This window comes from Streptococcus sp. V728 (assembly GCF_052077995.1).
Taxonomy (GTDB): Bacteria; Bacillota; Bacilli; order Lactobacillales; family Streptococcaceae; genus Streptococcus; species Streptococcus infantis_B.
This window is the reverse complement of record NZ_JBQJJH010000003.1, coordinates 84,852-106,887: the sequence shown is the minus strand read 5'-3', so window position 1 is coordinate 106,887 and position 22,036 is coordinate 84,852. Positions and strand designations below refer to the sequence as shown.

The following is a 22,036-nucleotide window of genomic DNA, read 5'->3' as shown; positions in this document are numbered from 1 at the left end:
ATGGACTTAACCAAGCGCTTTAATAAACAATTAGATAAGATTCAAGTTTCCTTGATTCGTCAGTTTGACCAGGCTATTTCAGAGATTCCTGGAGTCCTGCGATTGACCTTGGGAGAACCAGATTTTACAACGCCAGATCATGTCAAGGAGGCTGCAAAGCGAGCCATTGACCAGAACCAATCCTACTATACAGGGATGAGCGGTTTACTGACCTTGCGTCAGGCGGCTAGTGATTTTGTAAGAGAAAAATACCAGCTAAACTATAATCCTGAAAATGAAATTCTAGTCACTATTGGTGCGACAGAGGCTTTGTCAGCTACCCTAACAGCTATCCTAGAAGAGGGAGACAAGGTTCTCTTGCCAGCTCCTGCCTATCCTGGCTATGAGCCGATTGTCAATCTAGTGGGGGCAGAGATTGTCGAGATTGATACGACGGAAAATGGTTTTGTCCTGACTCCTGAAATGTTGGAAAAGGCAATTTTGGAGCAGGGTGATAAGCTTAAGGCTGTCATTCTCAACTATCCAGCTAATCCAACTGGTATCACTTATAGTCGCGAGCAATTAGAAGCCTTGGCAGATGTTCTACGTAAGTATGAGATTTTCGTAGTCTGTGATGAGGTCTACTCAGAATTGACCTATACAGGGGGAAATCATGTCTCTTTGGGAACGATGCTGAGAGATCAAGCCATTATCATTAACGGCCTTTCTAAATCCCATGCCATGACAGGATGGCGTTTAGGTTTTATCTTTGCACCAGCAAACTTCACTGCTCAACTCATCAAGAGTCACCAGTACTTGGTAACTGCAGCAAATACCATGGCGCAACATGCTGCAGTGGAAGCTTTGACAGCTGGTAAAGATGATGCAGAACCGATGAAGAAGGAGTATATCAAGCGTCGAGACTACATTATCGAGAAGATGACGGACCTTGGCTTTGAGATTATCAAACCAGATGGTGCTTTTTACATTTTTGCTAAGATTCCTGCAGGTTACAATCAAGATTCTTTTGCTTTTCTAAAAGATTTCGCTCATAAGAAGGCTGTTGCCTTTATCCCAGGTGCTGCCTTTGGTCAGTTCGGAGAAGGGTATGTTCGCCTATCTTATGCAGCCAGCATGGAAACGATTAAAGAAGCCATGAAACGACTTGAGGAGTATATGAAGGAAGCATGATTCAGTCTATTACGAGTCAAGGCCTGGTACTCTACAATCGTAACTTTCGTGAGGATGATAAGCTGGTCAAAATCTTTACAGAGCAAGCTGGGAAACGGATGTTTTTTGTGAAACATGCTAGCAAATCTAAACTTGCTCCAGTCATTCAACCCTTGGTGCTGGCTCGTTTTCTCTTAAAGGTTAACGATGATGGACTCAGCTATATCGAGGATTACCATGAGGTAAAGACTTTTCCGAAAATCAATAGCGACCTTTTTGTTATGGCATATGCAACCTATGTTGCAGCCTTGGCAGATGCGAGTTTGCAGGATAATCAGCAGGACGCGCCCTTGTTTGCTTTTTTGCAAAAAACTTTGGAGTTGATGGAAGAGGGCTTAGACTATCAGGTTTTGACCAATATTTTTGAAATTCAAATTTTGACACGTTTTGGGATTAGTCTGAATTTTAATGAGTGTACATTTTGCCACCGTGTGGGACAAGCCTTTGATTTTTCTTTCAAGTACGGTGCCTGCCTTTGCCCAGATCATTATCATGAAGATGAAAAACGATGCCATTTGAATCCCAATATTCCTTATCTACTTAATCAATTTCAAGCCATTGATTTTGAGATTTTGGAGACTATCTCGCTCAAGTCTGAAATCAAGCAGGACTTGCGTAAGTTTATAGATCAAATCTACGAGGAATATGTCGGTATTCACCTAAAATCAAAGAAATTTATTGATTCCCTAGCCGACTGGGGACAATTACTAAAAGAGGAAGACAAATGAAAAAAATCGCAGTAGACGCAATGGGTGGCGATTATGCACCACAAGCTATTGTAGAGGGTGTCAATCAAGCCCTTGCTGACTTTTCAGATATTGAGATTCAACTTTACGGAGACGAAAGTAAAATCAAGCAATATCTAACAGCTACAGACCGCGTCAGCATTATCCATACAGATGAGAAAATTGACTCTGACGATGAGCCTACAAAAGCTATCCGCAAAAAGAAAAATGCTAGTATGGTCTTGGCGGCTAAGGCAGTTAAGGACGGAGAAGCAGATGCTGTTCTCTCGGCAGGAAATACAGGAGCTTTGTTAGCAGCAGGATTTTTCATCGTTGGTCGTATCAAAAATATCGACCGACCTGGGCTTATGTCAACATTGCCAACGATTGATGGTAAGGGGTTTGATATGCTGGATCTCGGAGCTAATGCCGAAAATACAGCTCATCATCTGCATCAATACGCTATCCTAGGTTCCTTCTATGCCAAGAATGTTCGTGGTATTGCAAATCCCCGTATTGGCCTTCTTAACAACGGTACAGAAAGCAGTAAGGGAGATCCACTACGCAAGGAAGCCTATGACTTATTAGCAGCTGACGAGAGTTTGAATTTTGTCGGGAATGTGGAAGCACGTGACTTGATGGATGGTGTTGCAGATGTAGTCGTAACCGATGGTTTCACGGGAAACGCTGTTCTCAAAGCTATTGAAGGTACTGCTATGGGGATCATGGGATTACTTAAGAATGCCATTGTAGGTGGTGGACTTAGAGCCAAGCTCGGCGCATTCCTTCTCAAGGATAATCTCAGAGGTTTGAAAAAACAGCTCAACTATTCAGATGTTGGTGGTGCCGTCTTGTTTGGCGTTAAGGCGCCTGTTGTTAAGACTCATGGATCAAGTGACGCTAAGGCTGTATACAGTACACTTCGTCAGATTCGTACCATGCTTGAGACAGATGTAGTTGCACAGACTGCGCGTGAATTTTCAGGAGAATAATATGACAGATAAAGAAATTTTTGACCGTGTTGTTACGATTATCCAAGAACGTCAAGGGGAAGACTTTGTCGTAACCGAAAACTTGAGTTTGAAGGATGATTTGGATGCTGACTCTGTGGATTTGATGGAATTCATCTTAACAATCGAAGACGAATTTGGAATCGAAATCGGTGATGAAGAAATCGACAACCTCAATAGCGTCGCAGATGTATTAGCCATCATTAAAAATAGAACATAAGAAAAAGCAACATGCTAGGCATGTTGCTTTTTCTAATTGGTGTATTTAGGAGACTACACTTCAAATTCATAAAGTGCTGTGGATAGGTAACGTTCTCCGTTATCTGGTGCAAGTGCAAGGACTTTTTTACCTGCTCCAAGTTTTTTAGCGACTTCAATTGCTGCATAGATAGCTGCAGCAGAAGAAATACCTACTAAGAACCCTTCTTTTCCACCGATTTCACGACCAAGTGCAAGAGCATTGTCTGATGTTACGCGAACGATACCATCGTAAGCTTTTGTGTCAAGTGTTTCTGGGATGAATCCAGCAGAGATACCTTGAATTTTATGAGGCCCAGGTTTTTCACCTGATAAGATAGCTGATTCGTCTGCCTCAACTGCAAAAACTTGAATGTTTGAATTCGCAGCTTTAAGAGCATGAGAAACACCTGAAATAGTTCCTCCAGTACCAACACCGGCAACAAAGGCATCTAAACCGTCAGCTCCGAAATCAGCTAGAATTTCAGCTCCTGTTGTTCTTTCGTGAACTTCTGGGTTAGCTTGGTTGATAAATTGCAAAGGTAGGAAACCATCACGTTCAGCAGCGATTTCTTCAGCTTTAGCAATAGCGCCTTTCATACCTTCACTTCCTGGAGTTAGAACGAGTTCGGCACCATATGCTTGGATGATTTTACGACGTTCCACACTCATTGTCTCAGGCATAACGATGACAACTTTGTAGCCTCTAGCAGCACCAACCCATGAAAGACCGATACCAGTGTTTCCGCTTGTTGCCTCTACAATAGTAGAACCAGGTTTAAGTTTGCCTTCTTGTTCAGCTTTTTCAATCATGCTTAGAGCAATGCGGTCTTTAACGGATGACCCTGGGTTAAAGGCTTCTAGTTTTACGTAAACATCTGCTGCACCCTCAGGTACGATGTTGTTCAATTTAACAATCGGTGTTCTACCGACAAGTTCAGTGATATTGTTATAAATCGCCATATTAGCACCTCTATATATAAGATGCTACTAGTATAACGCTAACTTTACCTTTTGTAAAATATAGAAATCCTATCGAAGCGATAGGATTTTTTTATATCGGATATAAAAGAGTAAGGTTAGATAAATAAGGCAGTATTTCCGTTATTTTATCCTAAGTTTATAGGAACCTCGACTTCTCGTAAACCTTGATCTGTTAAGGTGACTTTCCCATTGAAAAATTCTATGAGAGAAGCTTTGATAGTTTCTTTATCTTCCTTATCAACAAAAATGATTGTTTCGACCTGATCAGTGAAATTTGTTTCAAGTTCCATGAGATTATGTTCTTTAAGAAAATTGCCATATTCTTGATATTGAGCATAACTCATTTGAATCTGAATCCCTGCTTGTTCTTTAATTTCTACAATTCCAATCTCTTTGACAGCAAGAGCAACACTACCTGCATAAGCCCTGATAAGACCACCAGCTCCAAGCTTGATACCACCAAAATATCTGGTAACAACTACACAGACATTGGTTAAATTGTGATTTTCCAGAACACCTAGCATAGGTACGCCGGCAGTACCACTAGGCTCTCCATCGTCACTAGTTCGTTTAATTTCACTCCGCTCACCGATAATAAAAGCAGAGCAGTTGTGGGTCGCTTTATAGTGTTCTTTCTTAATAGCAGTGATGAAAGCTCGAGCTTCTTCTTCACTATAGACGCGCTTTGCATGGCAAATAAAGCGTGATTTTTTGATTTCTTCTTGGACTTGTCCGTCCTCTTTAATTGTTCTACATTCCATATTTTTATTGTACTAAAAAATAGGATAAAGTTCTAGATTTTACGAATAAAGAAGTATGAAAATAGATCCAAATTATCTAGGACGTCTTTTTACTGAAGAGGAATTAAGTGTAGCAGAGCGTGAGTTAGCAGTGAAACTCCCAAGTATGCGAAAAGAGAAGGGAAAACTAGTTTGTCAACGATGTGATAGTGTGATTCAAGAAGAATGGTTATTGCCCATTGATGCATACTACTGTCGAGAATGTCTGTTGATGAAGCGAGTTAGGAGTGATCAAGGTTTATATTATTTCCCTCAGGAAGAATTTCCAAAACAAAAGGTTCTTAAATGGCAGGGACAATTGACTCCATTTCAAGAGAAAGTATCAAAAGGATTACTTAAAGCTGTAGAAAGTCAGCAGCCAACTTTAGTTCATGCCGTGACTGGCGCTGGGAAAACAGAGATGATTTATGAAGTTGTGGCAAAAGTCATTAATGATGGTGGGGCAGTTTGTTTAGCGAGCCCCCGGATAGATGTTTGTTTGGAGTTATATAAACGACTACAAAATGATTTTGCCTGTAAAATCGCGTTGTTACATGGGGAATCTGAACCATATTTTCGGACACCTCTAGTTGTTGGAACGACTCACCAGTTATTAAAATTCTATCAAGCTTTTGATTTACTAATAGTTGATGAAGTTGATGCTTTTCCCTATGTTGACAACAAGATGCTTTACAAAGCTGTAAAGAATTGTGTAAAGGAAAACGGACTCAGCATTTTCCTTACAGCCACCTCTACAGATGAATTGGATAAAAAGGTTCGCTTAGGAGAGTTGAAAAGGTTAAGTTTACCAAGGCGGTTTCATGGTAACCCCTTAATAATTCCCAAACCAGTCTGGCTATCTAAATTGGACAATTACTTAGACAAACATCGTCTACCACCCAAATTAAAAAGCTATATAGAAAAACAACGAAAATCAGGCTATCCATTACTCATTTTCGCTTCAGAGATTAAAAAAGGAGAGAAGTTAAAGGAAATCTTGCAGCTGCAGTTTCCAAATGAGAAAATAGGCTTCGTATCGTCTGTTACAGAAGATCGATTAGAACAAGTTCAAGCATTTAGAGATAGAGAATTAACCATCTTGATAAGTACAACAATATTGGAACGTGGAGTTACCTTTCCATGTGTAGACGTAATGGTTGTCGAAGCAAATCATCGCCTCTTTACAAAATCGAGTTTAATTCAAATTGGAGGACGAGTTGGACGCAGCATGGATAGACCAACTGGAGATTTAATTTTCTTTCATGATGGATTAAATAGTTCGATTAAAAATGCCATAAAAGAAATTAAGTTGATGAATAAGGAGGCGGGTTTATGACTTGCTTACTATGTGGACAACACTTGGGAAGTAATTTAACCTTTAGAAATCTTCTTTTTTTAAAAAAGGAGGCAGGTTCGCTCTGTTTTACGTGCTCCTCAAGTTTCGAAAAAATAGGAGAAGAACATTGTCCAACCTGCTATAAAGCAGGAGTGTCAACCTCGTGTCAAGATTGTCAACTTTGGTGTAAAGAAGGGATTGATGTCAGTCATGAAGCGATTTTTACTTATAATCAAGCAATGAAGGATTACTTTAGCCGCTACAAGTTTGATGGAGATTATATTCTTAGAAAGATTTTTGCTTCAATTTTAAAAGATAAACTGCGAAAGTATAAAGAGTTTCAAATTCTTCTCATTCCCTTGAGTCCAGAGAGATTCTCTAAAAGGGGATTTAATCAGGTTGAGGGCTTAATAGAAACTACAGGTTTATCCTATCTGGATTTATTAGGAAAAAGTGAAGTGAAAGCAAGCTCTTCAAAAAATCGTTCAGAACGTTTAGCCACAGAACTCCCATTTTTTATTAAAAACGGCGTTACGATCCCAAAGAAAATTTTATTAATTGATGATATTTATACGACAGGTGCGACTGTTAATCGTGTCAAGAGTATGCTAGAGAATGCAGGAGCAGAAGAGGTTAGAACATTTTCCCTCGTAAGATGAGGAAAAAGATTGCAATAATTTTTTGAAAGCGTTATAATAAATATAGAAAAACAAATATGTTTAGAAAGAAGGTACTTATATGATTAAATATAGTATCCGTGGTGAAAACCTAGAAGTAACAGAAGCAATTCGTGATTATGTAGTTTCTAAACTCGAAAAGATCGAAAAATACTTCCAAGCAGATCAAGAACTAGATGCACGTGTAAATTTGAAAGTGTATCGTGAAAAGACTGCTAAGGTAGAAGTAACAATTCCACTTGGATCTATTACTCTTCGTGCAGAAGATGTTTCTCAAGATATGTATGGATCCATTGATTTGGTAACAGATAAGATTGAACGTCAAATTCGTAAAAATAAAACAAAAATTGAACGTAAGAACAGAAACAAAGTTTCTACTAGCCAATTATTTACAGATGCTTTAGTTGAAGATTCAGATGTTGCTCAAGCTAAAGTTGTTCGTTCAAAACATATTGATTTAAAACCAATGGACCTTGAAGAAGCACTTCTTCAAATGGATTTATTGGGTCATGATTTCTTCATTTACATCGATGTTGAGGACGAAACAACTAATGTAATTTACCGTCGTGAAGATGGAGACATTGGCCTTCTTGAAGCAAAAGAATCATAAGATATTGTCGTTTAATATATAAGTGGGCTGTTGAAAACAGCTCACTTATTTGATTTTACAAAGATATAAGTTGGAGTATTAACTCAACTTATAGGGCTATTTACTTTAATTAAGTAGACAAAAGAAAGCGCTTTAAGTTAAAATAGTCATGTCAACAAATATTGAGCGTAAAAATGTAAGCGCTCTAAAATTAATTTATTACAAAGGAGTCCACAGATGGCAACTAAAGAAGAAATCTTGCGCGAATTATATCCAGAGGATCTATTCCACTATGCAGATGGTTTAACATTGGGAGAAGCAGAAGTTTTACAAGAAACTCGTCGTTTGATTGAAAAACACCTTCGTCCTGTAATTAATGAATATTGGGAAGCACCTGATTTCCCATTCGAACAATTTTACGCTGTAGCAAAAGGCGCACAAATCATGAACAACCCTAAATTGTTCGAAGGACGAGAAGGAAACTACAAACCATCAGAACTTTACATCGCATTCTTGTACCTTGAATTAGGTCGTTTCGATGCTTCTATTGCAACATTCTTCACAGTACATGGTGGACTTTGCTACAACACAATCTTGCTTGGTGGTGATGAGCGTCAACAAAAAGAATTCCTTCCTAAATTGGCTGCATTTGACTGGCAAGGATGTTTCGCTTTGACTGAGCCATTGTCAGGTTCTGACATCGCTGGTGGTCTTGCTACAACAGCTGAGCGCGTTGGAGACAAATGGATCTTGAACGGTGAAAAACGTTGGATCGGTGGATCAGACACAGCTGACGTTGTTCCAGTATTCGCTCGCGACGTTGAAGATGGACGCGTGAAATGTTTCATCGTTCGTAAAGGTGCTCCAGGATACCACGCTGAGCCAATCCCTCACAAAGTTTCTCTTCGTTGCGTACGTAATGGTCACATTACTATGAAGAATGTTGAAGTTCCAGATTCAGACCGTTTGGTAAACATCAACGGATTTGGCGATGTAGCTCGTATCTTGACATTTACTCGTGCTGACGTTGCTCACATTGCAACTGCAATCACTTGTGGATCATTTGTTGCAGCTCTTAAATACGCTAAAGACCGTCAACAATTCAAACGTCCAATTGCTTCATTCCAGATCGTTCAAGAAAAATTGGCTAGAATGCAAGCTAACGCAGTAGCAGCACTTTCTTACTCAGCTCGTATCGCAGAAATGCAAGAAGCTGGTAACGAATTGATGCTTAACTCTGCACTTGCTAAATTGCATAACTCATTGGTAATGCGTGAAACAGTTGCCCTTGCACGTGAAACATGTGGTGGTAACGGAATCACTCTTGAAACTGACGTAGCTCGCTTCTTTGCAGATGCTGAAGCAATCTACACTTACGAAGGTTCTCACGAAGTGAACGCATTGATCGTTGGTCGTGAACTCACTGGTGTCGGTGCATTCGTATAATTCGTATAATAATGAATTTGGAACGGTTGCTTAGCATTTGCTGAAAGACCGTTCCGATTCTTTCTTTATAAACTTTATATATTAAAATGAATAGGAGAAAAAAATGAGTATTTCTAAAGTAATGATCATTGGTTCTGGTCAAATGGGTAGCGGAATCGCGCAAGTATTCGCTCAATCTGGTTTTACAGTATACCTTAATGACATTAAAGAAGAATTTGTACAAAGAGGGATTGATAATATCACTAAACAATTGGCTCGTTCAGTAGAAAAAGGACGTATGTCAGAAGAAGAAAAAGGAAAAATCTTGGGTAACTTGATTCCTTCAACTTCTTACGAAGATGCTAAAAACGTTCAATTGGTTATTGAAGCTGCTACAGAAAACAGAGATATCAAACTCAGCATCTTTAAACAATTGGATGAAATTACTGCTCCTGAAACAATTTTGGCTTCTAACACATCATCTCTTTCTATTACGGATATTGCTGCGGCTACAGTTCATCAAGAACGTGTAATTGGTATGCACTTCTTCAACCCAGCACCAGTCATGAAGTTAGTTGAAGTGATTCGTGCTCTTCAAACTTCAGATGAAGTTGTAAAAGCAGTTCGCGAATTGACTGAAAAAATTGGAAAAACTGCAGTTGACGTTAAAGACTCTTATGGATTCGTTGTTAACCGTGTGTTAATCCCAATGATTAACGAAGCTATCTTTATCCTTGGTGAAGGTGTTGCTTCTGCAGAAGAAATTGATGAAGCTATGAAATTGGGTGCAAACCATCCAATTGGCCCATTGGCACTTGCTGACTTGATCGGATTGGATGTATGTTTGGCAATCATGGGAGTATTGAATAACGGCTTCGGTGATCCTAAATACCGTCCAGCACCACTATTGAAGAAAATGGTTGAAGCTGGTAAACTAGGTCGTAAGACTAAAGAAGGATTCTTTAAATACTAAGATTATAAGGAGCAAATAATGAAAGAAGCAGTTATTGTTGCAGCGGTTCGTACACCTCTAGGTGCCTTCGGTGGAAGCTTGAAAGATGTTTCTGCTGTTGATTTGGGAAGTTTAGTTATCAAGAGCGCTATCGAAAGAGCAAACTTGAAACCAGAACAAGTTGATGAAGTTATCATGGGTAACGTCCTTGGTGCAGGCCTTGGACAAAACGTTGCACGTCAAATGAGTGTTAACGCGGGTATCCCAGTTACTTCTCCAGCATTCACTATTAACAAAGTTTGTGGATCTGGTTTGAAAGCAGTTCAATTGGCAGCTCAAGCAGTATTGTGCGGAGACGCAGATATTGTTGTAGCTGGTGGTGCAGAAAACATGAGTCAAGCTCCTTACGTTGTTCAAAACCAACGTTGGGGATCTCGTATGGGAGACTCTAAAGTAGTAGATTCTATGCTTCGTGACGGTTTGACAGATGCTTTCGGAGGTTTCCACATGGGTATTACAGCAGAAAACGTTGCTGAACAATATGGAATCACTCGTGAAGACCAAGATAACTTTGCTGTTCAATCACAACAACGTGCAGTTGCAGCTATTGAAGCTGGTCGCTTTAAAGAAGAAATCGTTCCAGTTGAAATTCCACAACGTCGTGGGGAGCCTATTGTATTTGATACAGATGAGTTCCCAAGAAAAGACGCTTCATTTGAAGGACTTTCTAAACTTCGTCCAGTATTCAAGAAAGATGGTACTGTGACTGCTGGTAATGCCTCAGGTATCAATGATGGTGCTGCAGCAGTTATAGTTATGAGTGCTGACAAAGCTAAAGAATTGGGAGTTCCAGTATTGGCAACTATCAAATCTTACGCAAGCGCTGGTCTTGATCCAAAAATTATGGGTTGCGGTCCAATCTATGCATCTCGTAAAGCACTTGAAAAAGGTGGATTTACAGTTGCAGATCTTGACTTGGTGGAATCAAACGAAGCATTTGCGGCTCAAGCATGTGCAGTTGGTAAAGAACTAGGTCTTGATCCAGAAAAAGTAAACGTTAACGGTGGAGCTATCGCTCTTGGACACCCAATCGGTGCTTCAGGATGCCGTATCTTAGTTACTCTTCTTCACGAAATGGAAAAACGTGATGCAAAACGTGGTCTTGCTACACTTTGTATCGGTGGAGGAATGGGTACTGCAGTTATCGTAGAACGTTAATTCCTACTTTATTCGATTGACTAAAATGTATTATATCTTACCTGAAATCTCCTCGGAGAATTTCGGGTAAGATATTTTTTATTCTAAATAATTAGAAGTCTAAAGTATCAAAATAAAAGCGCTTTCCTATAAGACGAACTTATAGTTCCAAGCATAAATACTAAGTGGACCGTTGTTAATAAATAAGGTATTATTATAATGTAAGCACTTACATTAGTATCGGTATTTGTTGACGCAGTACTCTATACTCAAAAAAACTTAAAGTAGGAGGAGAATAATGAGTAATACAGTTTTATTAGAGGTTAAAGATGGTATCGGTTATATCACCATTAACCGCCCAGCAGCTTTGAACGCGTTGAGTTCAGAGGTTTTGACGGATTTAAATCTTGTTTTGGATGAAGTAGAAAAACATGAAGACATCCGTGTTGTTATTTTGACTGGCCAAGGTGATAAAGCATTTGTTGCAGGGGCTGATATTAAGGAAATGGACCAAATGTCTCCAATCCAAGCCTTCGAATACATGACATATGCCAATGATACATTTACCCGTCTGTCTGATCTTACTCAACCGACTATTGCAGTTCTTAATGGATATGCTTTGGGAGGCGGTTTGGAGCTTGCACTCTCAACGGATATTAGAATTGGCTTTGAAAAGACGATGGTAGGATTCCCTGAAGTTGGCTTGGGTATCATTCCTGGTTTCGCAGGAACACAAAGAATGTCTCGTTTGATCGGTACTAGCAAGACAAAAGAATTGATCTACACTGCTAGAATCGTCAAAGGAAATGAAGCCTATGACCTAGGTATATTGAACAAACTTGTTCCAGCTGAGGAATTATTGTCATCTGCTGAAGAACTAGCTAAAAGTATCATGAAAAATGCTCCGTTGGCTGTTGAAAAAGCTAAGCATGTCATTCAAGTTGGTTCAGAACTTCCTCTTAAGAATGCAATTCGTTTAGAGACAGAAGCTGAAGCTCTTCTCTTTTCTACTGAAGACAAAGTTGAAGGAATGCGTGCTTTTGTCGAAAAACGTAAAGCCGTGTTCAACCGTAAATAAAAATTGAGGTGTTAGTATGAAAGCTGTTTTATCATTACAAGAAGCTATTTCTAAAGTAAAACCTGGTGATGTCGTAGGGATTTCAGGATTCCTTGCTGTTGGTGAACCTTTGGAGTTGATCGAAGAGTTGGTTAGACAAAATCAACAAGATTTGACTTTGGTTTCAGTTGTTACTTCACATCCAGGTAAAGAAGTGGGTGTTGGACGCCTTTGTGAAAACCACCAAGTTAAAAAATATGTTGCTGCCCACATTGGTACATCTCCTGCTGCTCAAAAAGCATACTTTAGTGGAGAAATGGAAGTAGAATTCACTCCAATGGGTACTGTTGTTGAACGTCTTCACGCTGCTGGAGCAGGTCTTGGAGGAGTTTTGACACCGACAGGAGTTGGTACTATTTTAGAAAATAACCATGAAAAAATTGTTCGCAATGGTCGCGAGTACCTCCTTTATGATCCTCTAAAACTTGATGTAGCATTGATTAAAGCTACAAAAGCAGATAAGTACGGGAACTTGTACATTGATGGTACAACTAAGAACATTTCATTGCAACTAGCTCTTGCAGCAGATACAGTTATCGTTGAAACAAATGAAATTGTTGAAGTTGGTGAAATTAAACCGGATGACGTTTATATTCCGGGTATCCTTGTTGACTATGTAGTCCAAGGCTTAACTCCAGAAGAACACCACAAGATGATGGGTGAACTCTGGACAGAGACTAATAAATTAGCGGGGGTAAAATAATATGAAACCAAAAGAAATTATTGCAAGACGTGTTGCTCTTGAATTTAAAGATGGTGATGTTGTAAACCTTGGATTTGGTATTCCAAATGCTTCTGCAGACTTCATCCCAGAAGGTGTTAACGTAATTCTTCAAGCTGAAAATGGTGCCCTTCGCTTTGGTGAAACACCAACTAAAGATACTTACAATCCTAACCTAGCAAACTCAGGTGGTGCCCCAATCACTCTCCTTCCAGGAGCTGCTTTGTTTGATTTGCAAACATCATTTGCGATTATTCGTGGTGGTCACGTTGATGCGACTGTTCTTGGAGCTCTTGAAGTAAGCCAAGACGGAAGTATTGCAAACTGGCTTATCCCAGGAAAATTTGCACCAGGTATGGGTGGAGCAATGGACCTTTTGGTAGGTGCTAAACGCGTAATTGGAGCAATCCAACATACTACAGGTGGCGAATCTAAACTTTTGAAAGAGTGCACATTGCCTCTATCAGCTAAAGGAGTATTAGATCTTGTCATTACAGAACTAGCTGTTTTTGGATTCAAAGATGGTAAATTCTTGTTGAAAGAAGTAGCACCAGGTGTAACTGTAGAAGAAGTTCTTGAAAAAACAGCCGGTGACGTTATTGTTGCAGAAGATGTGAAGACAATGCCTATCTAGGCTAATGCTGGCTATTTTCTTCTGAGCATGATATTATATATGTAAACGATACTATCGTCTTTTTAGGCGGTAGTATCAATTGGTATCTAAATGTAAAAATAAATGGAAGTAAGGTGATAGCTAAGTGGATATTATACAAATGAACTATTTCATTAATATAGTCGAATGTGGTTGCAATCTTTCGATTGCAGCAAAGAAGATCCATATTAGTCAGTCAGCCTTAAGTCAATTTGTAACAAATTTTGAAGCAGCTGAAGGAATCCAATTATTCAATCGAAAAAATGGTAGATTGGAAAGTTTGACTGAGGCAGGACGAAAGATTTATCGTTTTGCCACAGAAATTGTTAATCGTCACGAAGAGATGCTTTCAATGATTCATATTGAATCACAAAAGCAGAGAGGGACTATTAATCTTGGTATTCCTTCTTTGATATTAAGAACGTTCTTCTCAAACGCTCTACCGCATTTTTTGAGAAACAACCCTCACATTTATATTCAAGTTATAGAGGGTGGAGGGAAAGAAATTCACCAAAAAATGAGTGACGGTGATTTGAACCTAGCATTTTTAATTGAGCCAACAAACTTAGATGCACAAAAATTTGAACAACATATTATTCATTTAGACGAGTATGTTGCTTATATGGATAAACATCATCCATTAGCACAGAAAGAAGCGCTAGATTGGTCTGATCTTGCTGATTATGATTTAGCAATCTTTAATAAAACATTTACGACTTATGATTTGGTGGTTGAGAAACTTCGTTCACAACGCATAAATACTAAATTTGCTTATTTATCATCTACTTGGGACTTTTTAATTGAGTCTACTTATCAAACAGATTTGATTACAATTTTACCAAAATCTGTTGAAACTCTTGTAGATAGTAGTCGCTTCCAAACTGTTCGATTTAATGACCCGATTCCTTTTAATGTTTGGTTCTGTAGACCGTACAAGGATTCCTACAACGAGGTCGAATCCTATGTGTATGAAGAATTGTTAAAAGGGTATTATCAACCCTTGTCTGAGAATTAGCTTGGGGTGAAGAGTAATGATCTACAATGATAACCTTGCTAAAAGGTATAATGCAGAGATAAGCAGTCTAATTGCAAGCTTTTTTGAGCATAGAACAGATAAAAATCAATTTCCAAGAGAATTGTTCGATAAGTTTATTGAATCTTTTGATATATTTTCATCCATCGTAAGGGATGAAGATTCGATTTTAAGCGAAGAATTCATGACTTTTATTCGTTTAATCTCAAAAGAATTTGCTGCTTTTTCGACAGTTTTATTAACCCAGGCTTGCTATGGGATTTATCCTATTAATCGATACGGTAGTTCTAAACAAAAAAGTCTATATCTTGAAAAATTAATTAAAGGAGAGATATTGGCTGGTCTAGGTTTTTCTGAGGGGTATCTTGGCGAAAATCTAGAATTAGTGAATACAACTGCGACTAAAACGAGTAATGGGTGGCGTCTTTCAGGTAAGAAATCGATTGTTTCAAATTGCCGTTTTACGGACATACTTTTTATATTTGCCAAAGTAGAAAATGATGAAAAGAAACCGTCGTTTGGATTTTTTATCGTAGACACTAAGGCCCCAGGTGTTTACTTTGGAGAAGATATCCCTAAACAAGGACTAAAAGGTTTACCAATCAGTTCAGTTACTTTTGATAATATTGAATTATCAGAGGATAGTTTATTAGGGATGACTTTAGCTGGTCAAGAACAGTTAAATGACTTTGTTCGAAAGCTTCAATTAGGTTTAAGCGCAGTTTCTATTGGAATTTCCGAAGGAGCTTTTGAAAAAGGTTTATCTTTTCTAAAGGTGAAACGTGGTTTTGGTAAGAGGTTGATTGATGCGACGATTTATCAACATCAATTTGCTGATTTATATACAAAACTATGTGCAGCAGAAGCGTATTTCAATTCATATAAAAATCAAATGTTAGATGATTCTTTGTATGTTTCACAGATTAAATTATTTACTACAAAAGTAGCTATTGAAATTTCTGAAGAGATTATCAGATTAATAGGTCCGCTACAAGCACAGGATAAAAGCCCGATTGATCGTTATTTAAAAGATGCTAAAACTATTGAAAGTTACGGGAAATCTGGAGACTCAATTCGAAAAAGAATAGCACACCAGTGGCTAAAGGAGTAATAAAATGACAGAACTCAAGTTGCAAGAGTATCAATTTCACGATATGAAATTGACATGGCTACGAGGAGCTGATAAATTAACTGATGCAGGGACATTATTTGGTCCTGTTCCAAAAGTTGTGTGGTCTCGATACTATCCAACAAATGAAGACAATATGATGTCTGAGTTGACAGATCCCATCTTGATTCAATACAAAGGGAAGAATTACCTGATGGATGCGAGTTTCGATACGGCAAAATTGTCTGAGAAACAAAGACGCAATCTAGGAATTTTATCTGAAAGTAAAATCGAAGAGAGTTTAGAGCTTTTAGGCTTGTCTCCAGAGAAGATTGATTATGTACTGATGACACATATGCACCATGACCATTCAGGTGGCCTGACACGCGTTAATTCTGAGGGCAATCTTGTTTCTAAGTTTCCAAATGCAAAGATTATTGTTAATGATATAGAATGGTACGAGATGAGAAATCCTAATAATCGTACTCGCGGAACTTACCTCAAAGAGAATTGGGAACCGATTCAAGATCAAGTTACAACCTTCTCAGATTCGATTGATATCATTCCAGAAATTCAAATGATTCATACTAGCGGTCATAGTAATGGGCATTGTATCATATTGCTTAAACAGGGTGAAGACACAATGATCCATATGGGGGACCTCATGCTAACACACGTTCACCGCAATCCACTTTGGGTTCCAGCTGTAGATGATTACCCTATGAAATCTATTTCAGCTAAAGATAAGTGGCTTCGCCAGGCCTTTGAAAACAACTATAAATTCTTCTTCTATCACGATCAGTTCTTTGCAGTTGCAGAGTTTGATAAGGAAGGAAAAGAATTTGTAAACTATGTATTGCGTTCACGTCCACCAGTGATTCCATTTACTGAACAGCAAGATCGTAGACCAGACTTTTTATAATAGTTATGTATAAGGAGACAAATGACTAAATTCTCTTGTTTGTCAGGTACAGGTAAATAATGCCTGCTACATTTCAAACACCAGCTGACATAAAAATAAAGGAGTAAACATATGTCTATTACTAAACTTTTACAAATCAAATACCCTATTTTCCAAGGGGCTATGGCTCAAATTTCTCACTATCAACTAGCTGCTGCTGTATCAGAAGCTGGAGGTCTTGGAATCATCGCTTCTGGTGGCATGACTGGTGAACAACTTCGCGAAGAAATTCGTGAATTGAGAAAATTAACTGACAAACCTTTTGGTGTTAACATCATGTTGATGATGAAAAACATTAAAGATATCGTAACAGTTATTATCGAAGAAAAAGTTCCAGTTGTTACTACTGGTGCAGGAACTCCAAAACACATCATGCCATACTTGAAAGAAGCTGGTGTTAAAGTTATTCCAGTTGTTGCTAGTGTAAAACATGCTCAAAAGATGCAAGAATTAGGGGTTGATGCAGTTGTTGCTGAGGGTTCAGAAGCTGGTGGACACATCGGAGAAACTAACACAATGGCTTTGATTCCACAAATCGTGGATGCAGTTGACATCCCTGTTATCGCTGCGGGTGGTATTGCTGACGGTCGTGGATTGGCTGCTGCCTTTACACTTGGAGCTCAAGGTGTACAAATGGGTACTATCTTCTTGGCTTCAAACGAATGTCCAATTGCTGATGCTTATAAAGAAGCTGTCCTTGCAGCAAATGATACAGCAACTGCTGTTACTGGACGTATCACAGGAGCTCCTGTTCGTTGTATTCGCAATGAAATGACAGACCACTACATCGAATTAGAACAAAAAGGTACAAACCGTGAAGAGCTTGAGGAAATTACTATCGGTTCACTTTCTAAAGCTGTTTACGAAGGTGATACTGTACACGGTTCAATGATGAGTGGACAAATTGCAGGTATGGTAAAAGAAATTAAACCATGTAAAGAAATCATCGAAACAATCGTGGCAGAAGCACAAGAACGTCTTAAACACGTTGAAATTTCAGTAGGCGAATAATCTATCCAACAGAGTAGATTCTTAAGGCAAATATAAAAGTATATCTATAGGAGGGCGATTTAATCGCCCTCTTTTGTTCTTTAAAAACCTTTACAAAACACTTGTCTAATATCCTTGTAAACTTCCTTAAGTTCGCTTTTTGCCTATATTTATGGTATAATAATGCGCAAGAGGTTTGTAATGAAAAAAAATGAAATGAATCCCTTATTTGTTTACTTATTTGTTGGGATTTCCTTTATAATCATGACCGTATTGGTTGTTTTTCTTCAAAATAATCTAGTCACAATAGTATGTTTACTTTTCTTGATGGTAGCATTTCTTTTGCTATTTTATTTTCAGAAGAAATCTTATCAGAAAACTGAAATTGAACAAATCCAGTACGTAAACCATCAGGCGGAAGATAGTTTAAGTTCACTATTAGAACAGATGCCTGTTGGAGTTGTCAAACTAAACATGGAAAGTAGTGAGATTGAGTGGTTTAATCCCTACGCTGAGCTAATGCTGACAACGGAAGATGGAGAAATTGACCATTCTCAAGTTCAAGAAATTATAAAAACAGCCATATCTTCGCCTGGAATTTATGCCAATGTGGGAGAAAAGCGTTATGCAGTGCATTTAGATAGAAACTCGGGGGTGCTCTACTTTTTTGACGTTTCTGGAGAATACGAAGCCACAGTGGAATTGGTGACGAGTCGTCCTGTTATTGGTGTTATTTCGGTAGATAATTATGATGATTTAGAGAATGAAACATCTGAATCTGATATCAGCCATATTAATAGTTTTGTTGCGAATTTTGTTGCAGAATTTACTGGAAAACATCAAATGTTCTCTCGTAGAGTGGCCATGGATCGTTTCTACTTGTTTACTGATTATACGGTTTTAGAACAATTGATGCAGGATAAATTTTCTGTAATTGATACTTTTCGTGAAGAAGCCAAACAGAGAGATTTACCATTGACTATGAGTATGGGCTTATCATACGGTGATGGCGATCATGAGGGCATTGGTAAAGTTGCTTTATCAAATCTCAATCTTGCAGAAGTTCGTGGTGGAGACCAAGTTGTTGTCAAAGAAAATGATGAAACGAAGAATCCAATTTATTTTGGTGGTGGAACGGCAGCTTCTATTAAGCGAACAAGAACACGTACAAGAGCGATGATGACGGCAATCTCTGAAAAATTGAAGAGTGTTGATCATGTTTTCGTTGTTGGTCATAAAAACTTAGACATGGATGCTTTGGGTTCTGCGGTTGGGATGCAATTGTTCTCTAGTAATGTCTTGGATGAAAGTTATGTAGTCTATGATGCTGAACAAATGTCTCCTGATATTCATCGAGCCATTCAATTTTTAGAGAATGAGGGAGTAACAAAACTCCTTAATCTAGATCAGGCTATGGAAATGGTCACTAATCGTTCTTTGCTTGTAATGGTAGACCATTCTAAGACGGCCTTGACCTTGTCAAAAGAGTTTTATGATTTGTTCACACAAACGATTGTTATTGACCACCATAGACGAGATCAAGATTTCCCAGATAATGCGGTTATTACCTATATAGAGAGTGGAGCAAGTAGCGCGAGTGAGCTTGTAACAGAGTTAATCCAATTCCAAAACTCTAAGAAATCACGATTGAGTCGTATTCAAGCAAGTGTTCTGATGGGCGGTATGATGCTAGATACCAAGAATTTCACCTCTCGTGTGACTAGCCGAACATTTGACGTAGCGAGCTATCTAAGAACACGTGGAAGTGATAGTGTTGTAATTCAGGAACTTGCGGCGACTGACTTTGAAGAGTATCGATTGGTGAATGAACTCATCTTACAAGGACAGGCTGTACAACCTTCTATTCTTGTCGCTCAGGCCAAGGATACTAAGGAATATGATACTGTAGTGATTAGTAAGGCAGCCGATACGATGCTGGCCATGTCAGGTATTGAAGCTAGTTTTGTCATTGCAAAAAACCGCCAAGGGGATATTTCCATTTCTGCACGAAGTCGTAGTAAGATTAATGTGCAACGGATTATGGAAGAATTGGGTGGTGGAGGCCACTTCAACCTGGCAGCTGCTCGACTTACAGATATGAGTCTGCAAGAAGCAGGTGATAAATTGAAAACCATTATTTCTAATGAACTTAGTGAAAAGGAGACAGAGGAATGAAAGTAATCTTTTTAGCAGATGTAAAAGGAAAAGGAAAAAAAGGCGAAATCAAGGAAGTTCCAACAGGTTATGCACAAAATTTTTTGATTAAGAAAAATCTTGCTAAAGAAGCGACTTCTCAAGCAATTGGAGAGTTGCGTGGTAAGCAAAAATCTGAAGAAAAAGCGCATGCTCAACTTCTTGCAGAAGCAAAAGAAATTAAGGCGAAACTTGAAGCAGAAGAAACAATTGTTGAGTTTGTTGAAAAAGTTGGTCCAGATGGAAGAACTTTTGGTTCAATTACTAGCAAGAAAATTGCGGAAGAGCTTCAAAAACAATTTGGAATTAAAATTGATAAACGCCATATTCAAGTCCAATCTCCAATTCGTGCGGTTGGCTTGATTGATGTTCCTGTAAAAATTTATCAGGATGTAACTGGTGTCATCAATCTTCGTGTAAAAGAAGGCTAATCTAGATTTGAGTAATTATGTTGTAAAAGGAAGGGAAATCTGATGGCAGAAGTAGAGGAACTACGAGTTCAGCCCCAGGATATCTTGGCAGAACAATCAGTATTGGGAGCTATATTTATCGATGAGAGTAAACTCGTGTTTGTTCGAGAATATATTGACTCTCGAGACTTCTTTAAGTATGCTCACCGTTTGATTTTTCAGGCCATGGTTGATTTGTCAGATCGTGGCGAAGCTATTGATGCAACAACTGTTCGTACGATTTTAGACAATCAAGGTGACTTGCAAAATATTGGTGGGCTATCCTACCTTGTTGAAATTATCAACTCTGTACCGACCTCTGCTAACGCTGAGTACTATGCAAAGATTGTAGCAGAGAAGGCTATGCTTCGTCGCCTGATTGCTAAGTTGACAGAATCTGTCAATCAAGCTTATGAAGCGTCTAGTCCTGTGGATGAAATTATTGCTCAGGCAGAAAAGGGCTTGATTGATGTTAGCGAAAATGCTAATCGTAGTGGGTTTAGAAATATTCGTGATATCCTAAACCTAAACTTTGGAAATTTGGAAACTCGCTCACAACAAACATCTGATATTACAGGAATTGCTACTGGTTATCAAGATTTGGATCATATGACTACAGGTTTACACGAGGAAGAGTTGATTATTATAGCAGCTCGTCCTGCTGTTGGTAAGACGGCCTTTGCTTTAAATATTGCTCAAAACATTGGAACTAAGCTTGACAAGACCGTTGCAATTTTCTCTCTCGAGATGGGGGCCGAGAGTTTGGTCGACCGTATGTTGGCTGCCGAAGGGCTAGTAGAGTCTCACTCAATTCGTACAGGACAACTGACTGAGGAAGAATGGCGTAAGTACACCATTGCTCAAGGGAATCTTGCTAAAGCAAGCATCTATATCGATGACACACCCGGAATCCGGATTACTGAAATTCGGTCACGCGCTAGAAAATTGTCTCAGGAAACAGGCAATCTTGGATTAATCTTGATTGACTACCTGCAGCTAATCACAGGAACAGGCAGAGAAAACCGTCAACAAGAGGTGTCAGAGATTTCACGTCAGTTGAAGATTTTGGCCAAGGAATTGAAGGTTCCCGTTATCGCGCTGAGTCAGTTGTCGCGTAGTGTTGAACAACGTCAAGATAAAAGACCGGTATTATCAGATATTCGTGAGTCTGGATCTATCGAGCAGGATGCGGATATTGTAGCCTTTCTTTATCGTGACGACTATTATGAGCGTGGTGGCGAAGAAGAGGAAGGTCTTCCTAATAACAAAGTAGAAGTTATTATCGAGAAAAACCGTAGCGGTGCACGTGGAACGGTAGAATTGATTTTCCAAAAAGAGTATAACAAGTTTTCAAGCATTTCGAAGAGAGAGGAACAAAGATGACAGATGCATTTACAGATGTAGCCAAGATGAAAAAAATCAAAGAGGAAATCAAGGCGCATGAAGGACAAGTAGTGGAAATGACCTTAGAAAATGGTCGTAAACGCCAAAAGAATCGCTTAGGAAGACTCATTGAAGTTTATCCATCGCTCTTTATCGTTGAATTTGGAAATGTTGAAGGGGACAAACAGGCCAATGTCTATGTTGAATCCTTCACCTATTCAGATATTTTAACGGAAAAGAATTTGATTCACTATTTGGATTAAGGTTGAAAGTGAGAGTATTCTCACTTTTTTCTTTTTCTTTCGAATG

The 22,036-nt window shown here is 38.7% G+C and carries 23 protein-coding genes; 21 read left to right on the top strand and 2 right to left on the bottom strand.

Going from position 1 to position 22,036, the window contains the following annotated elements; translation table 11 throughout:
• From ACTO1Y_RS06190 to ACTO1Y_RS06175, 4 genes are read left to right on the top strand one after another with little or no spacing between them, the layout of a single operon-like run.
• A complete protein-coding gene (locus tag ACTO1Y_RS06190; protein ID WP_254727195.1) occupies positions 1-1,170 on the top strand; it encodes a pyridoxal phosphate-dependent aminotransferase in 1,170 nt (389 codons plus the stop codon).
• Complete coding sequence (recO, locus tag ACTO1Y_RS06185; protein WP_235083604.1) at positions 1,167-1,937, top strand: DNA repair protein RecO; 771 nt, start codon at positions 1,167-1,169, stop codon at positions 1,935-1,937. The genes ACTO1Y_RS06190 and recO overlap by 4 nt, the downstream gene beginning before the upstream one ends.
• Entirely contained in the window at positions 1,934-2,926 is a 993-nt protein-coding gene (gene plsX, locus ACTO1Y_RS06180) for a phosphate acyltransferase PlsX (protein WP_006150504.1), read from the top strand. The genes recO and plsX overlap by 4 nt, the downstream gene beginning before the upstream one ends.
• A gap of 1 nt (position 2,927) precedes the next feature.
• A complete protein-coding gene (locus tag ACTO1Y_RS06175) occupies positions 2,928-3,164 on the top strand; it encodes an acyl carrier protein (protein WP_235083605.1) in 237 nt (78 codons plus the stop codon).
• A gap of 53 nt (positions 3,165-3,217) precedes the next feature.
• Here ACTO1Y_RS06175 and cysK read toward each other — a convergent pair whose 3' ends face one another.
• Positions 3,218-4,144, bottom strand: a complete 927-nt coding sequence (gene cysK, locus ACTO1Y_RS06170; protein ID WP_006150537.1) for a cysteine synthase A — start codon at positions 4,142-4,144, stop codon at positions 3,218-3,220.
• A gap of 146 nt (positions 4,145-4,290) precedes the next feature.
• Positions 4,291-4,926, bottom strand: coding sequence for a YigZ family protein (locus tag ACTO1Y_RS06165; protein ID WP_441348676.1), 636 nt, complete (start codon positions 4,924-4,926; stop codon positions 4,291-4,293).
• Between the two features lie 55 nt (positions 4,927-4,981).
• Between ACTO1Y_RS06165 and ACTO1Y_RS06160 the strand changes: the two genes are divergently transcribed.
• The 17 genes from ACTO1Y_RS06160 (at position 4,982) to ACTO1Y_RS06080 (ending at position 21,990) form a co-directional block, all read left to right on the top strand.
• The gene (locus ACTO1Y_RS06160) at positions 4,982-6,280 is read left to right on the top strand and encodes a DEAD/DEAH box helicase (RefSeq protein WP_441348675.1); all 1,299 of its coding nucleotides are present in this window, start codon (positions 4,982-4,984) and stop codon (positions 6,278-6,280) included.
• Positions 6,277-6,939: a ComF family protein gene (locus ACTO1Y_RS06155; protein WP_006150533.1), complete on the top strand. Its 663-nt coding sequence runs from the start codon at positions 6,277-6,279 to the stop codon at positions 6,937-6,939. The genes ACTO1Y_RS06160 and ACTO1Y_RS06155 overlap by 4 nt, the downstream gene beginning before the upstream one ends.
• A 79-nt stretch (positions 6,940-7,018) precedes the next feature.
• Positions 7,019-7,567: a ribosome hibernation-promoting factor, HPF/YfiA family gene (gene hpf, locus ACTO1Y_RS06150; RefSeq protein WP_006150510.1), complete on the top strand. Its 549-nt coding sequence runs from the start codon at positions 7,019-7,021 to the stop codon at positions 7,565-7,567.
• 216 nt (positions 7,568-7,783) lie between these two features.
• Positions 7,784-8,992 (top strand): acyl-CoA dehydrogenase FadE, encoded by a 1,209-nt coding sequence (fadE, locus tag ACTO1Y_RS06145; RefSeq protein ID WP_441348674.1) that lies wholly within the window; start codon positions 7,784-7,786, stop codon positions 8,990-8,992.
• Positions 8,993-9,095: 103 nt separating this feature from the next.
• Positions 9,096-9,944 (top strand): 3-hydroxybutyryl-CoA dehydrogenase, encoded by an 849-nt coding sequence (locus ACTO1Y_RS06140; protein WP_006150532.1) that lies wholly within the window; start codon positions 9,096-9,098, stop codon positions 9,942-9,944.
• An 18-nt stretch (positions 9,945-9,962) separates the two neighbouring features.
• Complete coding sequence (locus ACTO1Y_RS06135; RefSeq protein WP_441348673.1) at positions 9,963-11,141, top strand: acetyl-CoA C-acetyltransferase; 1,179 nt, start codon at positions 9,963-9,965, stop codon at positions 11,139-11,141.
• 277 nt (positions 11,142-11,418) lie between these two features.
• On the top strand, positions 11,419-12,198 hold the full coding sequence (locus ACTO1Y_RS06130) for an enoyl-CoA hydratase/isomerase family protein (RefSeq protein WP_269797869.1): 780 nt from the start codon (positions 11,419-11,421) through the stop codon (positions 12,196-12,198).
• 16 nt (positions 12,199-12,214) lie between these two features.
• Positions 12,215-12,940, top strand: a complete 726-nt coding sequence (locus ACTO1Y_RS06125; protein WP_441348672.1) for a CoA transferase subunit A — start codon at positions 12,215-12,217, stop codon at positions 12,938-12,940.
• A gap of 1 nt (position 12,941) precedes the next feature.
• Positions 12,942-13,592: a 3-oxoacid CoA-transferase subunit B gene (locus tag ACTO1Y_RS06120; RefSeq protein ID WP_006150518.1), complete on the top strand. Its 651-nt coding sequence runs from the start codon at positions 12,942-12,944 to the stop codon at positions 13,590-13,592.
• Positions 13,593-13,716: 124 nt separating this feature from the next.
• A complete protein-coding gene (locus tag ACTO1Y_RS06115) occupies positions 13,717-14,625 on the top strand; it encodes a LysR family transcriptional regulator (RefSeq protein WP_269797867.1) in 909 nt (302 codons plus the stop codon).
• 16 nt (positions 14,626-14,641) lie between these two features.
• Complete coding sequence (locus tag ACTO1Y_RS06110; RefSeq protein ID WP_441348671.1) at positions 14,642-15,754, top strand: acyl-CoA dehydrogenase; 1,113 nt, start codon at positions 14,642-14,644, stop codon at positions 15,752-15,754.
• A gap of 4 nt (positions 15,755-15,758) precedes the next feature.
• Positions 15,759-16,673, top strand: a complete 915-nt coding sequence (locus ACTO1Y_RS06105; protein WP_006150515.1) for an MBL fold metallo-hydrolase — start codon at positions 15,759-15,761, stop codon at positions 16,671-16,673.
• A gap of 111 nt (positions 16,674-16,784) precedes the next feature.
• Positions 16,785-17,723, top strand: a complete 939-nt coding sequence (locus ACTO1Y_RS06100) for a DUF561 domain-containing protein (protein WP_441348670.1) — start codon at positions 16,785-16,787, stop codon at positions 17,721-17,723.
• Positions 17,724-17,903: 180 nt separating this feature from the next.
• Entirely contained in the window at positions 17,904-19,877 is a 1,974-nt protein-coding gene (locus tag ACTO1Y_RS06095; RefSeq protein WP_441348669.1) for a DHH family phosphoesterase, read from the top strand.
• Complete coding sequence (rplI, locus tag ACTO1Y_RS06090; RefSeq protein ID WP_441348668.1) at positions 19,874-20,326, top strand: 50S ribosomal protein L9; 453 nt, start codon at positions 19,874-19,876, stop codon at positions 20,324-20,326. The genes ACTO1Y_RS06095 and rplI overlap by 4 nt, the downstream gene beginning before the upstream one ends.
• Positions 20,327-20,368: 42 nt before the next feature.
• A complete protein-coding gene (gene dnaB, locus ACTO1Y_RS06085) occupies positions 20,369-21,727 on the top strand; it encodes a replicative DNA helicase (RefSeq protein ID WP_441348667.1) in 1,359 nt (452 codons plus the stop codon).
• Positions 21,724-21,990: a Veg family protein gene (locus ACTO1Y_RS06080; protein WP_006154753.1), complete on the top strand. Its 267-nt coding sequence runs from the start codon at positions 21,724-21,726 to the stop codon at positions 21,988-21,990. The genes dnaB and ACTO1Y_RS06080 overlap by 4 nt, the downstream gene beginning before the upstream one ends.
• Positions 21,991-22,036: the final 46 nt, after the last annotated feature.

Excerpts from the sequence above, each read along its gene's own strand:
- ACTO1Y_RS06120 (WP_006150518.1), top strand. The coding sequence starts at position 12,942 with ATGAAACCAAAAGAAATTATTGCAAGACGTGTTGCTCTTGAATTTAAA.
- ACTO1Y_RS06135 (WP_441348673.1), top strand. The coding sequence starts at position 9,963 with ATGAAAGAAGCAGTTATTGTTGCAGCGGTTCGTACACCTCTAGGTGCC.
- ACTO1Y_RS06125 (WP_441348672.1), top strand. The coding sequence starts at position 12,215 with ATGAAAGCTGTTTTATCATTACAAGAAGCTATTTCTAAAGTAAAACCT.
- ACTO1Y_RS06175 (WP_235083605.1), top strand. The coding sequence starts at position 2,928 with ATGACAGATAAAGAAATTTTTGACCGTGTTGTTACGATTATCCAAGAA.
- rplI (WP_441348668.1), top strand. The coding sequence starts at position 19,874 with ATGAAAGTAATCTTTTTAGCAGATGTAAAAGGAAAAGGAAAAAAAGGC.
- ACTO1Y_RS06110 (WP_441348671.1), top strand. The coding sequence starts at position 14,642 with ATGATCTACAATGATAACCTTGCTAAAAGGTATAATGCAGAGATAAGC.
- dnaB (WP_441348667.1), top strand. The coding sequence starts at position 20,369 with ATGGCAGAAGTAGAGGAACTACGAGTTCAGCCCCAGGATATCTTGGCA.
- fadE (WP_441348674.1), top strand. The coding sequence starts at position 7,784 with ATGGCAACTAAAGAAGAAATCTTGCGCGAATTATATCCAGAGGATCTA.
- ACTO1Y_RS06105 (WP_006150515.1), top strand. The coding sequence starts at position 15,759 with ATGACAGAACTCAAGTTGCAAGAGTATCAATTTCACGATATGAAATTG.
- hpf (WP_006150510.1), top strand. The coding sequence starts at position 7,019 with ATGATTAAATATAGTATCCGTGGTGAAAACCTAGAAGTAACAGAAGCA.
- recO (WP_235083604.1), top strand. The coding sequence starts at position 1,167 with ATGATTCAGTCTATTACGAGTCAAGGCCTGGTACTCTACAATCGTAAC.
- ACTO1Y_RS06130 (WP_269797869.1), top strand. The coding sequence starts at position 11,419 with ATGAGTAATACAGTTTTATTAGAGGTTAAAGATGGTATCGGTTATATC.
- ACTO1Y_RS06100 (WP_441348670.1), top strand. The coding sequence starts at position 16,785 with ATGTCTATTACTAAACTTTTACAAATCAAATACCCTATTTTCCAAGGG.
- cysK (WP_006150537.1), bottom strand. The coding sequence starts at position 4,144 with ATGGCGATTTATAACAATATCACTGAACTTGTCGGTAGAACACCGATT.
- ACTO1Y_RS06190 (WP_254727195.1), top strand. The coding sequence starts at position 1 with ATGGACTTAACCAAGCGCTTTAATAAACAATTAGATAAGATTCAAGTT.
- ACTO1Y_RS06160 (WP_441348675.1), top strand. The coding sequence starts at position 4,982 with ATGAAAATAGATCCAAATTATCTAGGACGTCTTTTTACTGAAGAGGAA.
- ACTO1Y_RS06155 (WP_006150533.1), top strand. The coding sequence starts at position 6,277 with ATGACTTGCTTACTATGTGGACAACACTTGGGAAGTAATTTAACCTTT.
- plsX (WP_006150504.1), top strand. The coding sequence starts at position 1,934 with ATGAAAAAAATCGCAGTAGACGCAATGGGTGGCGATTATGCACCACAA.
- ACTO1Y_RS06140 (WP_006150532.1), top strand. The coding sequence starts at position 9,096 with ATGAGTATTTCTAAAGTAATGATCATTGGTTCTGGTCAAATGGGTAGC.
- ACTO1Y_RS06165 (WP_441348676.1), bottom strand. The coding sequence starts at position 4,926 with ATGGAATGTAGAACAATTAAAGAGGACGGACAAGTCCAAGAAGAAATC.
- ACTO1Y_RS06095 (WP_441348669.1), top strand. The coding sequence starts at position 17,904 with ATGAAAAAAAATGAAATGAATCCCTTATTTGTTTACTTATTTGTTGGG.
- ACTO1Y_RS06080 (WP_006154753.1), top strand. The coding sequence starts at position 21,724 with ATGACAGATGCATTTACAGATGTAGCCAAGATGAAAAAAATCAAAGAG.